The sequence below is a fragment of the Micrococcus sp. IITD107 genome (assembly GCF_041927415.1).
Taxonomy (GTDB): domain Bacteria; phylum Actinomycetota; class Actinomycetes; order Actinomycetales; family Micrococcaceae; genus Citricoccus; species Citricoccus terreus.
Genome location: NZ_JBHFFN010000001.1, coordinates 772,884 through 784,879, shown reverse-complemented (window position 1 = coordinate 784,879; position 11,996 = coordinate 772,884). Strand labels below are relative to the sequence as shown.

General features: G+C 69.9%; 10 protein-coding genes. 7 read left to right on the top strand and 3 right to left on the bottom strand.

What is annotated here, in order from left to right:
• Positions 1–342: 342 nt before the first annotated feature.
• The gene (locus ACEXHE_RS03720; RefSeq protein WP_091696340.1) at positions 343–642 is read left to right on the top strand and encodes a DUF4193 domain-containing protein; all 300 of its coding nucleotides are present in this window, start codon (positions 343–345) and stop codon (positions 640–642) included.
• A 68-nt stretch (positions 643–710) separates the two neighbouring features.
• Here ACEXHE_RS03720 and ACEXHE_RS03715 read toward each other — a convergent pair whose 3' ends face one another.
• Positions 711–1,286, bottom strand: a complete 576-nt coding sequence (locus tag ACEXHE_RS03715) for a DUF3093 domain-containing protein (protein WP_356966559.1) — start codon at positions 1,284–1,286, stop codon at positions 711–713.
• Between the two features lie 156 nt (positions 1,287–1,442).
• On the opposite strand from ACEXHE_RS03715, the gene dut reads away from it, so the two are divergent.
• The 3 genes from dut to ACEXHE_RS03700 all read left to right on the top strand — a co-directional run bounded on the left by dut (position 1,443) and on the right by ACEXHE_RS03700 (position 3,835).
• Complete coding sequence (dut, locus tag ACEXHE_RS03710; RefSeq protein ID WP_285178666.1) at positions 1,443–1,928, top strand: dUTP diphosphatase; 486 nt, start codon at positions 1,443–1,445, stop codon at positions 1,926–1,928.
• 46 nt (positions 1,929–1,974) lie between these two features.
• Positions 1,975–2,748: a DUF3710 domain-containing protein gene (locus ACEXHE_RS03705; RefSeq protein ID WP_374784739.1), complete on the top strand. Its 774-nt coding sequence runs from the start codon at positions 1,975–1,977 to the stop codon at positions 2,746–2,748.
• Between the two features lie 307 nt (positions 2,749–3,055).
• A complete protein-coding gene (locus ACEXHE_RS03700; protein ID WP_374784738.1) occupies positions 3,056–3,835 on the top strand; it encodes a DUF3159 domain-containing protein in 780 nt (259 codons plus the stop codon).
• Positions 3,836–3,865: 30 nt separating this feature from the next.
• On the opposite strand, the gene ACEXHE_RS03695 is transcribed toward ACEXHE_RS03700, so the two are convergent.
• Together ACEXHE_RS03695 and ACEXHE_RS03690 are read right to left on the bottom strand one after the other, a co-directional pair.
• Positions 3,866–4,639: a potassium channel family protein gene (locus tag ACEXHE_RS03695; protein ID WP_374784737.1), complete on the bottom strand. Its 774-nt coding sequence runs from the start codon at positions 4,637–4,639 to the stop codon at positions 3,866–3,868.
• Positions 4,636–5,358: a TrkA family potassium uptake protein gene (locus tag ACEXHE_RS03690; RefSeq protein WP_091696695.1), complete on the bottom strand. Its 723-nt coding sequence runs from the start codon at positions 5,356–5,358 to the stop codon at positions 4,636–4,638. Before ACEXHE_RS03690 ends, ACEXHE_RS03695 begins: the two co-directional genes overlap by 4 nt.
• Before the next feature lie 100 nt (positions 5,359–5,458).
• Between ACEXHE_RS03690 and ACEXHE_RS03685 the strand changes: the two genes are divergently transcribed.
• The 3 genes from ACEXHE_RS03685 to acnA all read left to right on the top strand — a co-directional run bounded on the left by ACEXHE_RS03685 (position 5,459) and on the right by acnA (position 11,804).
• On the top strand, positions 5,459–7,477 hold the full coding sequence (locus ACEXHE_RS03685) for an APC family permease (protein WP_374784736.1): 2,019 nt from the start codon (positions 5,459–5,461) through the stop codon (positions 7,475–7,477).
• Positions 7,478–7,542: 65 nt separating this feature from the next.
• Entirely contained in the window at positions 7,543–8,976 is a 1,434-nt protein-coding gene (locus tag ACEXHE_RS03680; protein WP_356966551.1) for a TRAM domain-containing protein, read from the top strand.
• Positions 8,977–9,104: 128 nt separating this feature from the next.
• Positions 9,105–11,804 (top strand): aconitate hydratase AcnA, encoded by a 2,700-nt coding sequence (acnA, locus tag ACEXHE_RS03675; protein WP_374784735.1) that lies wholly within the window; start codon positions 9,105–9,107, stop codon positions 11,802–11,804.
• Positions 11,805–11,996 lie beyond the last annotated feature (192 nt).

Sequence of the window (11,996 nt, the reverse complement as noted above, 5' to 3'; positions counted from 1 at the left end):
GGGGAATGTCCCTACCGAACTCTGCCACGATTCGCCCCACGACGCACCATGACTCACCACGAGGCACCCGGGCCCCCGGGCGGCTGTTCGCTGAGGGCGATTTGGCGATTCTCTGCCGATACGGAACAATCTCACCGACGCGGGCACCGGGGTGACCGCCTGGACCCAGGGTCCGGGCACTGGTAGGAACGGACTCCCGTGGCGAGTTCTGCAGGGGGCGCCGGGGCGCTGACCTGCACGTCTGAGCGGTACTTGACGCCGTCCTCGCCGAGTGTCCCCCGAACATCCTGACCACGGGCCGGAGCTGATCCGGCCAGATCGAGCGGAGCGTGAAGACACCTCATGGCCACTGATTACGACGCCCCACGCAAGACAGACGACGACGTCAGCGAGGACTCGATCGAGGAGCTGAAGTCGCGCCGCACCGACACCCAGTCGGCTGTGGTGGACGAGGATGAGACCGAGGCCGCGGAAGGCTTCGAGCTGCCCGGTGCCGATCTCTCCGATGAAGAACTGATGGTTCGCGTGCTGCCCGCGCAGGCCGACGAGTTCACCTGCGGCACCTGCTTCCTGGTGCGCCACCGCTCTCAGGTGGCCAAGGAGAAGGACGGCATGCTGCACTGCACCGACTGCATGGGCTGAACCAGCCCGCACTGCACGGCCCCGTCGGATCCTGACGGGCGTCGGCCCGGCGACTGGCCCGTGAGGGGTCAGGCCAGGTCGCCGTCCTCAGCGTCTGGCGGGGCCGTCGTCGTCTCCGGGGCCGGGACGTGCATCGCACCGCCCAGGACGTCGACCAGCTGCTCGGGACGCCGGGTGCTGGTGAGCCAGTAGGGGGTGCGGTCGCGCTCATCGGTGATCTGGATGCGCACCACCGGGTCCACCCACCCGCGGATGCAGAGGTAGGCCAGGCCGTGCAGGGATGGTCCGCGCTGTTCGGTGGCGGCGTCCCGCCGGTATCCGGTGACCCGTCCCACATGCTCGCGTTCGATGGTGGCCCGTCCCACGCGCAGGAGCCGCTGGGTGACCTCGATCCGGGGCGTGGAGACGATCAGCAGGATCGCCAGCACCAGGAACATCACCACCGCCGCCGTGATGCCGGTGGTCAGGCTGATCGGCACGAACACCAGGATGGCCAGGGAGGAGACCATCAGCGCCACCAGCCAGATCCACCACGCAGGGGTCAGCCGCTCCTCGTACAGCACCGTGTCAGCGGCTGGGCCGGAACGGGCGGTCGGGGACTGAGGGGACGGCTGTGCGGTGGGGGAGGACGGGCTCTGGTGCATGGTCTCTACTGTTCCATATCCGGCCTGCCTCCGGGTCTGTGCATCGGTGCTCCTTCGGCGGTGTCCGGTACAGTGCGGACCGGAGCGCCCGGGTCCTGCGGGTTCAGGACAGTCCACCCGCGCCCGCTGCTGACCCCGGAGAGGACAGAGGACACCGTGATCGATCGCCCCACCGTGGCCGTGACCCTGCTGGACGAGGGGATCGAGCCGCCGTCCTATGCCCTGCCCGGTGATGCCGGAGCGGATCTGCGGACCACCCAGGACGTGGTCCTGGAGCCGGGGGAGCGCGCCCTGGTGCCCACCGGGGTGGCGATCGCGCTGCCGGAGGGCTATGTCGGCCTGGTCCACCCGCGCTCAGGTCTGGCCGTGCGCCACGGGCTGACCCTGGTCAACTCTCCCGGCACCATCGACGCCGGCTACCGGGGCGAGATCAAGGTCCCGCTGCTGAACACCGACCGCACCGAGCCGATCCGCCTGCAGCGCGGGGACCGGATCGCCCAGCTGGTCATCCAACAGGTGGCGCACGCTCGCTTCGAGCTGGTCCAGGATCTGCCGGACTCTGAGCGGGGGGCGCAGGGCTTCGGGTCCACCGGCGGATTCGGCACGGCGACCGCGGCGGATTCAGAGTCCCCAGCCCACTGACATACCCTGGATCGGGCCAGGCACCACAGAACAGGTAGGCAACAGCATGCTCTTCGGACGCAATCGCAACGTGAAGGTCGAGACCGTCGTCCTTCCGGAGGAACTCCAGGACCCCCGGGACCGTGAGGCCACGGTCCCTGCACAGCCGGACTCCGACGCCGGCTCCCTCGCCGCCGAGGGCGGCGGCCCCTTCGACATCAGCGAGCGCAATCCGGCCCAGGGGTACATGGACGTGGGATCCCTGCGGATCCCCATGGTCGAGGGCCTCCAGGTGCGCTTGGACGTGGAGGACTCCACCCAGCGCCTGATCGCCGTGACGCTGACCCTGGGGGCCTCGACCATGCAGATCCAGGCCTTCGCCGCTCCGCGCAGCGCCGGGCTCTGGGACGAGATCCGCGGTGAGATCGTGGCCTCGGTGGGCAAGAACGCGGGGGCAGAGGCCGGAGAGCGGCAGGGCCCCTTCGGCACCGAGGTGCTGGCCCGCATCCCCGCTCAGCTGCCGGACGGCAAGCCTGGATGGCGCGTGGCACGGTTCATCGGTGTGGACGGTCCGCGCTGGTTCCTGCGTGCCGTCGTCGGGGGCGAGGCCGCCTACCAGGAGCAGGCGGCGGAGCCGCTGAACCGGATCTTCTCCCACGTGGTGGTGGACCGGGGGAACACTCCGCTGCCTCCGCGCGACCTGCTGCCCCTGCACCCGCCGGCCGGCCTGCGACGGGTGGATCCCACCACGGGCCGCCCCGCGAACCTGAAGGATCAGGGACAGACCCCGGGCCCCACGCGGCCGCCGGAGCGTGGCCCTGAGATCACCGAGGTCGGCTGAGTGCCCTCCGCGCCGTCCACTGTCCGGGCCAGCGCCAGGGTGGTGGAGCAGGTCGGATTCGTGGAGTCGGTGACCCGCCCCGGCCACGGGGTGGCACCACGGTTCACGGCCGAGCTGGCCACCGCAGAGCCGGCCCCGGGACAGATCTCCTCGACCGGACGGCGGCTCCGGCTGGTCTGGATCGGTCAACGGGTGGTGCCGGGCATCCTTCCTGGCCGTCGCCTGCGGATCCGCGGCTTCGTCTCCGATCAGGACGGCATGGCCACCGTCTACAACCCCCGTTTCGACCTGTTGCCGAAGGTGCTCCGTGACGGATCAACAGCCTCCTCCCCCCGCCCACGAGCCGGAGGGCTCGCACGCCACCGCGGCCTCCTCGGCATCCGAGGGCGGCTCGTCCACCGGCCAGTGGGATCAGACCCTGAGATCGATCGGCTCCTCGGCCAGCACGCGTGAGGACGGCACCCTGGATGTGCTGGCCACGATCGGCGGCTGGCGTGGGCTGATCGAATCGGTGCTGCCCTCTGCGGTGTTCCTCGTCGTCTTCACCTTCACCGGGCAGCTGTGGGGCGCGGGGATCGGAGCCGTGGCCGTGGCGGCCGTGTTCAGCGTGCTGCGGCTCGTGCAGCGGCAGAGCCCGGTCCAGGCCCTGGCGGGGCTGGCCGCCGTCGCCCTGTGCGTGGTGGTGGCCCTGAACACCGGCGAGGCCAAGGACTTCTATGTCTGGGGCTTCATCACCAACGCCGTCTACATCCTGGTCATGGGCATCTCGGTAGTCGTTGGGTGGCCGCTGATGGGGGTGCTCTTCGGACTCATCCGCGGTGAGGGCCTGGAATGGCGTCAGGTGGCATCACGTCGGCGTCGCTACAGTGTGGCGACCTGGTTCGTGGTGGCCGCCCTGGCCCTGCGCCTGATCGTCCAGGTGCCGTTGTACCTCAGTGACAATCTCGTGGCCCTGGGCACCACCCGGCTGGCCATGGGCCTGCCGCTCTACGGTCTGGCCCTGTGGATGGCGTGGCTGGTCTCCGCCCCGGCGGGGCAGTCACCTGCCGACGAACAGCGGATGGAGCACCCCGACCGCCACCGGTGATCCACCGCGGCGCGGCACCGGGCCAGCTGGTCAGTCCGATCTCGGATCGCCGCCCGGTTCCACGGCGACGTCTCGGCCCTCCATGGCCGGGGCCCGCGTGGCGGTGTCCCGGCGGCTGCGGCGCGCTGAGCGTGCCCGGCGCACCTCCTCGGGGACGAGCATCTCCCGCAGCCGACCCTCGGCCTCCACGGTGGTGAGGAAGAAGACCTCGTCGCCGACCTCCATCACATCGTCCTGATGAGGCGTGATCGGCCGGGCGTCCCGGATGACCGCCACCACGGCGGCGTCCTCCGGCCAGGAGACCGAGCCGATGCGTCGGCCCTCGGTCCAGTGTCCGTCGGGGACGGTGAACTCCACCATGCTGCTCTGTCCGGACCGCAGCGTCAGCAGCCGGACCACGTCGCCGGTCTCCACGGCCTCCTCCACGAGCGCTGTCATGATGCGCGGCGTGGACACCGCCACGTCCACGCCCCAGGCGTCGTCGAAGAGCCAGTCGTTCTTGGGGTTGTTGACCCGGGCCACGGTCCGGCCCACGCCGAACTCGGCCTTAGCCAGCAGAGAGACCACCAGATTGGCCTTGTCATCCCCGGTGGCCGCCACCAGCACATCGGCGGTGGCCAGCTGCGCCTCACGCAGGACCGAGAGCTCACAGGCATCCCCGACCAGCCACTTGGCGCCGCGCAGCCCCGCCCGGGCCACCACCTCCGGGGTGATGTCCACGAGCAGCACCTCATGGCCGTTCTCCAGCAGCTCCCGTGCGATCGAGGACCCCACGGATCCGGCTCCTGTGATGATGACTCTCATCGAGCCCCTCCGTCCTGGACCTGCTGAGGCGACCGGCCGTCGTCGTCGTCCGTCTGGGCGTCCGGCCCCCGGGCGAGCACCCGTTCGGCCTCGGCTCGATCGGTGACCGCGATCATGGCATGCACGATGTCCCCGTGCTGGTAGAGCATCTCGGCTGTGGGCACCACGCCTTCGCCGAACCGGGTGACGAGGCAGACCCGGATGCCGGCCGCCTCCTCCACCTCGGTGAGCGGATGTCCCACCCAGGAGGGGGAGAGGCGGACCTCGGCCATCAGTGCCTGGCCGGAGGCGTCCCTGAAGTCCCCGGCCAGGGCCTGCTCAGGCAGGATCCGGCGCAGCACCTGGTCGGTGGACCAGCGCACGGCGGCGACGGTGGGGATGCCCAGCCGCTGGAAGACCTCCGCCCGGCCGGGGTCGTAGATGCGCGCCACCACATGCTCCACTCCGAAGGTCTCCCGGGCGACCCGGGCGGCGATGATGTTGGAGTTGTCCCCGGAGGAGACGGCCGCGAAGGCGTAGGCGTCCTGGATGCGCGCACGGGTCAGGGCATCCCGATCGAAGCCGACGCCGGTGACGCGCTGACCGCTGAAGTGGCGGCCCAGTCGACGGAAGGCCTGCTCGTCCTGGTCCACCACGGCCACCGAGTGTCCGCCGTCCTCGAGGGTGAGGGCGAGCGAGGAGCCGACCCGGCCGCAGCCCATGATCACGAAGTGCGCCATCTCTTCGGACACCGTCCTCTCTGCACATCCCGGCAGCGGCGCGGGGTGCCGTCGGGGGATCTGCGGTCCCAGTGTGCCACGAGAGGAGTACCGTGGACGCGTGCCACGGCTCCTGGAATCCGCCCGCCGCCTGCTGGTGGGCCGACCCTTCGACACCGCACGGCTGCGTCGCCGCCCGCTGGGCCGGGGGACCGCCCTGCCGGTGTACTCCGCCAATGCCTTCTCCTCCACCGCCTACGCCCCGGACGAGATCCTGATGACCCTGGCGCTGGGTGGGGTGGCCCTGTTGGCACTCGGACCTCAGATCGGCCTGGCCGTGGTGGCGGTGATGCTGCTGATCGTGCTCTCCTACCGGGTCTCCGTGCGCGCCTACCCGCGGGGAGGGGACTACCAGATCGCCTCCTCCAACCTGGGTCCGCGGGCCGGGGTGACGGTGGCCGCCGCCATGATGCTGGACCTGGTGTTCACGGTGGCGGTGTCCGTGGCGGCGCTGGCCCAGTACCTGATCGCTCTGGTCCCTGGGCTGGCCGGACGCGAGCTGTGGATCGCCCTGGGTGCTGTCCTGGTGCTGGCACTGTCCAATGTGCGCGGCGCCGGTCGCGGCCGGCGGATCACGGCGGTCCTGGTCTATCTCTTCCTGGCCGGGATGCTCGCTCTGCTGGCGACCGGACTGGTCCAGGAGAACCGGGGCACGCTCTCCCCGGCGGCGTCCGCGGGGCTGACCGCCGTGCCGGATCCGGCCTTCGCCACCGGGGTCGGCGCCCTGGCCATGGGCGTGCTGGTGCTGCGGGCCTTCTCCTCCGGTTCGGCGTTGGTCACGGGCGTGGAGGTCCCGGCCTCCAACGTGGCCTCGATGGCCCAGCCCCGGATCCGCACGGCCCGCTTCGTGATGCTGGTGATGGGGCTGCTCACCGCCGTGATGACCTTCGGGGTGATGCACCTGGCCGCGGGAACGGGGGTGGTGGTGACCCTGGAAGCGGACTCGCTGCGGCAGGCGGACGGCGGCTCCCTGCCCTCGGACTACGTGCAGCACCCGGTGCTGGCCCAGCTGGCCCGCGCCGTGTTCGGGGAGGGGACCGTTCCGTCCATCCTGTTGATCTCCGTGGTGGTGGCGCTGCTGGGGATCGCCGGTCAGTCCGCGTTCAGCTCGTTTCCGGACCTGGTCTCCCGGCTGGCCACGGACGGCTACCTGCCGCGGCAGCTGGCCACCCGCGGGGACCGGCTGACCTTCACGCGCAGCATCCTGCTGCTGGCGTTGGCCGCGCTGATCCTGGTGGTCGTCTTCCGTGCGCAGACCGCCCTGCTGGTCCAGCTCTACGTGATCGGCGTGTTCCTGGCCTTCACGCTCTCCCAGCTGGGCATGGTCCGGCACTGGCGCCGCACCCTGGTCACCACGGCGGGGCGGCAGGCCCGCACCGCGGTCCGGACCCGGCTGGTGGTGAGCACGGTGGGCTTCGCCGTCACGGCCCTGGTGGCGATCGTGGTGCTGACCACCCGATTCGTCCAGGGCGCCTGGGTGGCGCTGCTGGCGATCGGCCTCCTTGTGCTGGTCATGACCCGAGTGCGCGGTCACTACCAGGAGGTCTCCGCCGAGCTGGCGCTGACACCGGATCAGGACGCCCGGGCCCTGCCCTCCCGCGTCCACGCGCTGATCCTGGTCTCCACGGTGCACCGCCCCACGCTGCGGGCCCTGGCATACGCGCGGGCCTCCCGACCGTCCACCCTGCAGGCTGTGGTGGTGGACCTGGACGCCGAACGGACCGAGGAGCTGCTCGCTGAGTGGGACCGACTCCAGGTGGAGGTCCCGGTCACGGTCCTGGCCTCGCCCTATCGGGAGATGATCGCCCCGCTGATCCGGCACCTGCGGGCCCTGCGCCGCACCTCGCCCCGAGACCTGGTGGTGGTCTACATCCCCGAGTACGTGGTGGCACCGGGGTGGCACACCCTGCTGCACAACCGCACGGCGGCCCGGATCAAGCAGCGGCTGCACCGCGAGCCGGGGGTCATGGTGGCCTCGGTGCCCTGGCAGCTCCAGGAGGCCCTGGAGGACCTGGGGCACGACGACGCCCCGAGGCTCCACGAGGCATCTCACCCTGAGCGCGGGGCGGCAGGGCAGTAGAGTCGGGACCACGGCACCGCCACACCCCGTCGCCGGACCGTCACGACCGTCAGGAGTCCATTGCCATGACCGCCCACTCCTCATCCGGTGCGTCAGCTCAGACCGCTCCTGAGCTGATCGAGGTCGAGGTCGGCCCCATGGCCCACGGAGGCCATTGTGTGGCCCGGCATGAGGGCCGTGTGGTGTTCGTGCGTCATGCCATTCCGGGCGAAATCGTCCGGGTGCTGATCACCGACGCGGGGGAGAAGGCCCGGTTCTGGCGGGGGGACGTGGTGGAGGTCCTGCGCCCCTCGGAGTTCCGGCGGACCCACCAGTGGAAGCTCGCCGACTCGCTGCGGGCCCACGCCGCTGGACGACACCCGGTGGGCGGCGCGGAGTACGGCCACATCGTGCTGCCGCACCAGCGCCGGCTCAAGGCCCAGGTCTTCCGGGACACCCTGCAGCGGATCGCCGGTCTGACTTTCGAGGTGCATGTGAGTGGAGCCGACGGGGATGACCCCACCGGCCTGCACTGGCGGACCCGCAACGCCTTCGCCGTCACCCCGGCCGGACGGCTCTCCATGCATGTCCACCGGTCCTCCATCCTGGTGCCGGTGCGCAACATGCCCCTGGGCGTGCATCGGCTGGATGAGCTGAAGCTGTGGGACCTGAACTTCACCGGCATCGAGCGCGTGGAGGTGGCCACACCGGCGGGCTCGGACGAGGCCCTGGTGGTGCTCACTCCCACCGAGCAGACCGTTCAGGACATTCCGGCCCTGTCCGGTCGGATGCATCAGCAGACCTCGCGCCTGCCGGCAGGGACCTCAGTGGTGCTGCTGGTGCCCGGGCCGCGTCGCCAGGACAGCCCGGAGATCGTGCGCTTGCGCGGACGGACCTGGGTGCAGGAGACGGTCGAGTCCACCCACGCGGGGCGCAAGGACTTCCGGATCACCGCGGACGGCTTCTGGCAGGTGCACCGGCGTGCTCCAGCGCTGCTGGTGGACCATGTCCTGGCCGCCGCCCAGCCCTCCGCCGGTCAGACGGTGGCGGACCTCTACGGCGGTGCGGGACTGTTCTCGGCCTTCCTGGCCGAGGCCGTGGGGCCAGACGGGACGGTGCTGTCGGTCGAGGCCTCTCCGGGTGCCAGCCGAGATGCCCGGCGCAATCTCCACGCCGCCCCGCCGGCGGTGGTGCAGAACGGCACCACGGACCGTGTCCTGGCCGGCTGGCTGCGGGACCGGAACGCCTCCCTGGACGAGGGCGGGCTCGGCGGCCGCCGGCTGGACACGGTGGTGCTGGATCCCCCGCGTGCCGGCGCCGGACAGCGGGTGGTCGAGCAGATCCACCAGCTCTCGCCGGGACGGGTGGTCTACGTCTCCTGCGATCCGGCCTCGTTCGCACGGGACCTGGGCCAGTTCACCCAGCTGGGCTGGCGCACCACGGGCCTGGAGGTGCTGGACCTCTACCCGGACACCCACCACATGGAGTCGGTGGCCGTGCTGGAGCGCGTGGAGCAGTGACCGGCCGTGATGCACGGAACACCGGCGCGCTCTGCGGCTAGGATGGATCCGAAGCCCGCTGTGTGAGAGAGAGCAGGCTGCCACATCGCCGTGACATCGCCCGGCACTGGGCGGGAAGAGGAGTCCCCGTGACTACTGTTGACAGCTTCGGCTCCAAGGGCGTCCTTGACGTCCAGGGTGCTGAGTACGAGATCTTCCGACTCAAGGCGGTGGACGGCTATGAGAAGCTGCCGTACTCGCTGAAGGTCCTGCTGGAGAACCTGCTGCGCACCGAGGACGGCGCCAACGTCACCTCCGAGCAGATCAAGGCCCTGGCCTCCTGGAACCCGGATGCCGAGCCGGACACCGAGATCCAGTTCACCCCGGCCCGCGTGATCATGCAGGACTTCACCGGTGTTCCCTGCATCGTGGACCTGGCCACCATGCGTGAGGCCATCGAGGACCTGGGCGGGGACCCCAAGCGCGTGAACCCGCTGGCTCCGGCCGAGCTGGTCATCGACCACTCCGTCCAGATCGACTCCTTCGGCAACGATCAGGCGATCGAGCGGAACATGGAGATCGAGTACCAGCGCAACGGTGAGCGCTACCAGTTCCTGCGCTGGGGCCAGACCGCGTTCGATGACTTCAAGGTCGTCCCCCCGGGCATGGGCATCGTGCACCAGGTCAACATCGAGAACCTGGCCCGCACCGTGATGACCCGTGCGGTCGACGGCGTGCTGCGTGCCTACCCGGACTCCTGCGTCGGCACCGACTCCCACACCACCATGGTCAACGGCCTGGGCGTGCTGGGCTGGGGCGTGGGCGGCATCGAGGCCGAGGCCGCCATGCTGGGCCAGCCCGTCTCCATGTTGATCCCGCGCGTGGTCGGCTTCAAGCTGACCGGCTCCATCCCCGCCGGCGCCACCGCCACCGACGTGGTGCTGACCATCACCGAGATGTTGCGCAACCACGGTGTGGTGGGCAAGTTCGTGGAGTTCTACGGCGAGGGCGTGGGCTCGGTGCCGCTGGCCAACCGTGCCACCATCGGCAACATGTCCCCGGAGTTCGGCTCCACCGCGGCCATGTTCCCCATCGACGACGTCACCCTGGACTACCTGCGCCTGACCGGCCGCTCCGAGGAGAACATCGCCCTGGTGGAGGCCTACACCAAGGAGCAGGGCATGTGGCATGACCCCTCCTCCGAGGTGAAGTACTCCGAGTACCTCGAGCTGGACCTGTCCACCGTGGTGCCCTCGATCTCCGGCCCCAAGCGTCCGCAGGACCGCATCGAGCTGACTGACTCCAAGGAGCAGTTCCGCAAGGACATCCACCACTACGCCACCGAGGACGAGGCCGGCGAGGGCCGTCCGTCCAAGTCGGTGCCGGTGTCCATGGAGGACGGCCGCCAGTTCGAGCTGGACCACGGTGCGGTCTCGATCGCCTCGATCACCTCCTGCACCAACACCTCCAACCCCTCGGTGATGATGGCCGCCGCCGTGCTGGCCCGCAACGCCGTGGAGAAGGGCCTGACCTCCAAGCCGTGGGTCAAGACCTCCGTGGCCCCGGGCTCCAAGGTCGTGACCGACTACTACGAGAAGTCCGGCCTGATCCCGTCGCTGGAGGCCCTGGGCTTCCACATCGTCGGCTACGGCTGCACCACCTGCATCGGCAACTCCGGTCCGCTGGAGTCCGAGATCTCCCAGGCCATCCAGGACAACGACCTGTCCGTGACCTCGGTGCTCTCCGGCAACCGCAACTTCGAGGGCCGGATCAACCCGGACGTGAAGATGAACTACCTGGCCTCCCCGCCGCTGGTGGTGGCCTACGCCCTGGCCGGAACCATGGACTTCGACTTCGAGAACGATCCGCTGGGTCAGGACTCCGAGGGCAAGGACATCTTCCTCAAGGACATCTGGCCGGACCCCACCGAGGTCCAGGAGATCATCGACGCCTCGATCGACACCGAGATGTTCACCAAGGAGTACTCGACCATCTTCGACGGTGACGAGCGCTGGCGCTCCCTGGACACCCCCGAGGGCGACACCTTCGAGTGGGATCCGAACTCCACCTACGTCCGCAAGCCCCCGTACTTCGAGGGCATCCAGGTTCAGCCCGAGCCGGTCCAGGACATCACCGGTGCACGTGTGCTGCTGAAGCTGGGCGACTCGGTCACCACCGACCACATCTCCCCGGCCGGCTCGTTCAAGTCGGACACCCCGGCGGGCAAGTACCTGCTGGAGAACGGTGTGGAGCGCAAGGACTTCAACTCGTACGGCTCCCGCCGTGGCAACCACGAGGTGATGATCCGCGGCACCTTCGCCAACATCCGCATCAAGAACCAGCTGCTGGACGGCGTGGAGGGCGGCTTCACCCGTGACTTCACCCAGGAGGGCGCACCGCAGGCCTACGTCTACGACGCCTCCCAGAACTACCAGGCCGCCGGCACCCCGCTGGTCGTCCTGGCCGGCAAGGAGTACGGCTCCGGGTCCTCCCGTGACTGGGCGGCCAAGGGCACCGCACTGCTGGGCGTCAAGGCCGTGATCGCCGAGTCCTTCGAGCGCATCCACCGCTCGAACCTGATCGGCATGGGTGTGCTGCCACTGCAGTTCCCCCAGGGCGAGTCCGCGGACTCGCTGGGCCTGACCGGGACCGAGACCTTCGAGATCTCCGGGATCACCGTCCTGAACGACGGCTCCACCCCGAAGACCGTGAAGGTCACCGCCCAGGGCGAGGACGGCAAGAGCACGGAGTTCGACGCGGTCGTGCGCATCGACACCCCGGCTGAGGCCGACTACTACCGCAACGGCGGCATCCTGCAGTACGTGCTCCGTCAGATCTCCGCCAAGTGAGGCAGCGGGGACCCTGAGTCCTCGCAGCTGATCTGACCGCACCCGACGACGGCCGGTGACCTTTCCAGCGATAGGTCACCGGCCGTCGTCGTGGTCCTGCCTGGTCCCGGGATCCCCAGGTGGGGGCACCGTGCGCGGTAGGCTGGAGCGAACGAACGCCGCGGCGGCATCCGGTCCACCCGGACGCCTGAC

Excerpts from the sequence above, each read along its gene's own strand:
- ACEXHE_RS03720 (WP_091696340.1), top strand. The coding sequence starts at position 343 with ATGGCCACTGATTACGACGCCCCACGCAAGACAGACGACGACGTCAGC.
- ACEXHE_RS03715 (WP_356966559.1), bottom strand. The coding sequence starts at position 1,286 with ATGCACCAGAGCCCGTCCTCCCCCACCGCACAGCCGTCCCCTCAGTCC.
- ACEXHE_RS03705 (WP_374784739.1), top strand. The coding sequence starts at position 1,975 with ATGCTCTTCGGACGCAATCGCAACGTGAAGGTCGAGACCGTCGTCCTT.
- ACEXHE_RS03695 (WP_374784737.1), bottom strand. The coding sequence starts at position 4,639 with ATGAGAGTCATCATCACAGGAGCCGGATCCGTGGGGTCCTCGATCGCA.
- ACEXHE_RS03690 (WP_091696695.1), bottom strand. The coding sequence starts at position 5,358 with ATGGCGCACTTCGTGATCATGGGCTGCGGCCGGGTCGGCTCCTCGCTC.
- ACEXHE_RS03680 (WP_356966551.1), top strand. The coding sequence starts at position 7,543 with ATGACCGCCCACTCCTCATCCGGTGCGTCAGCTCAGACCGCTCCTGAG.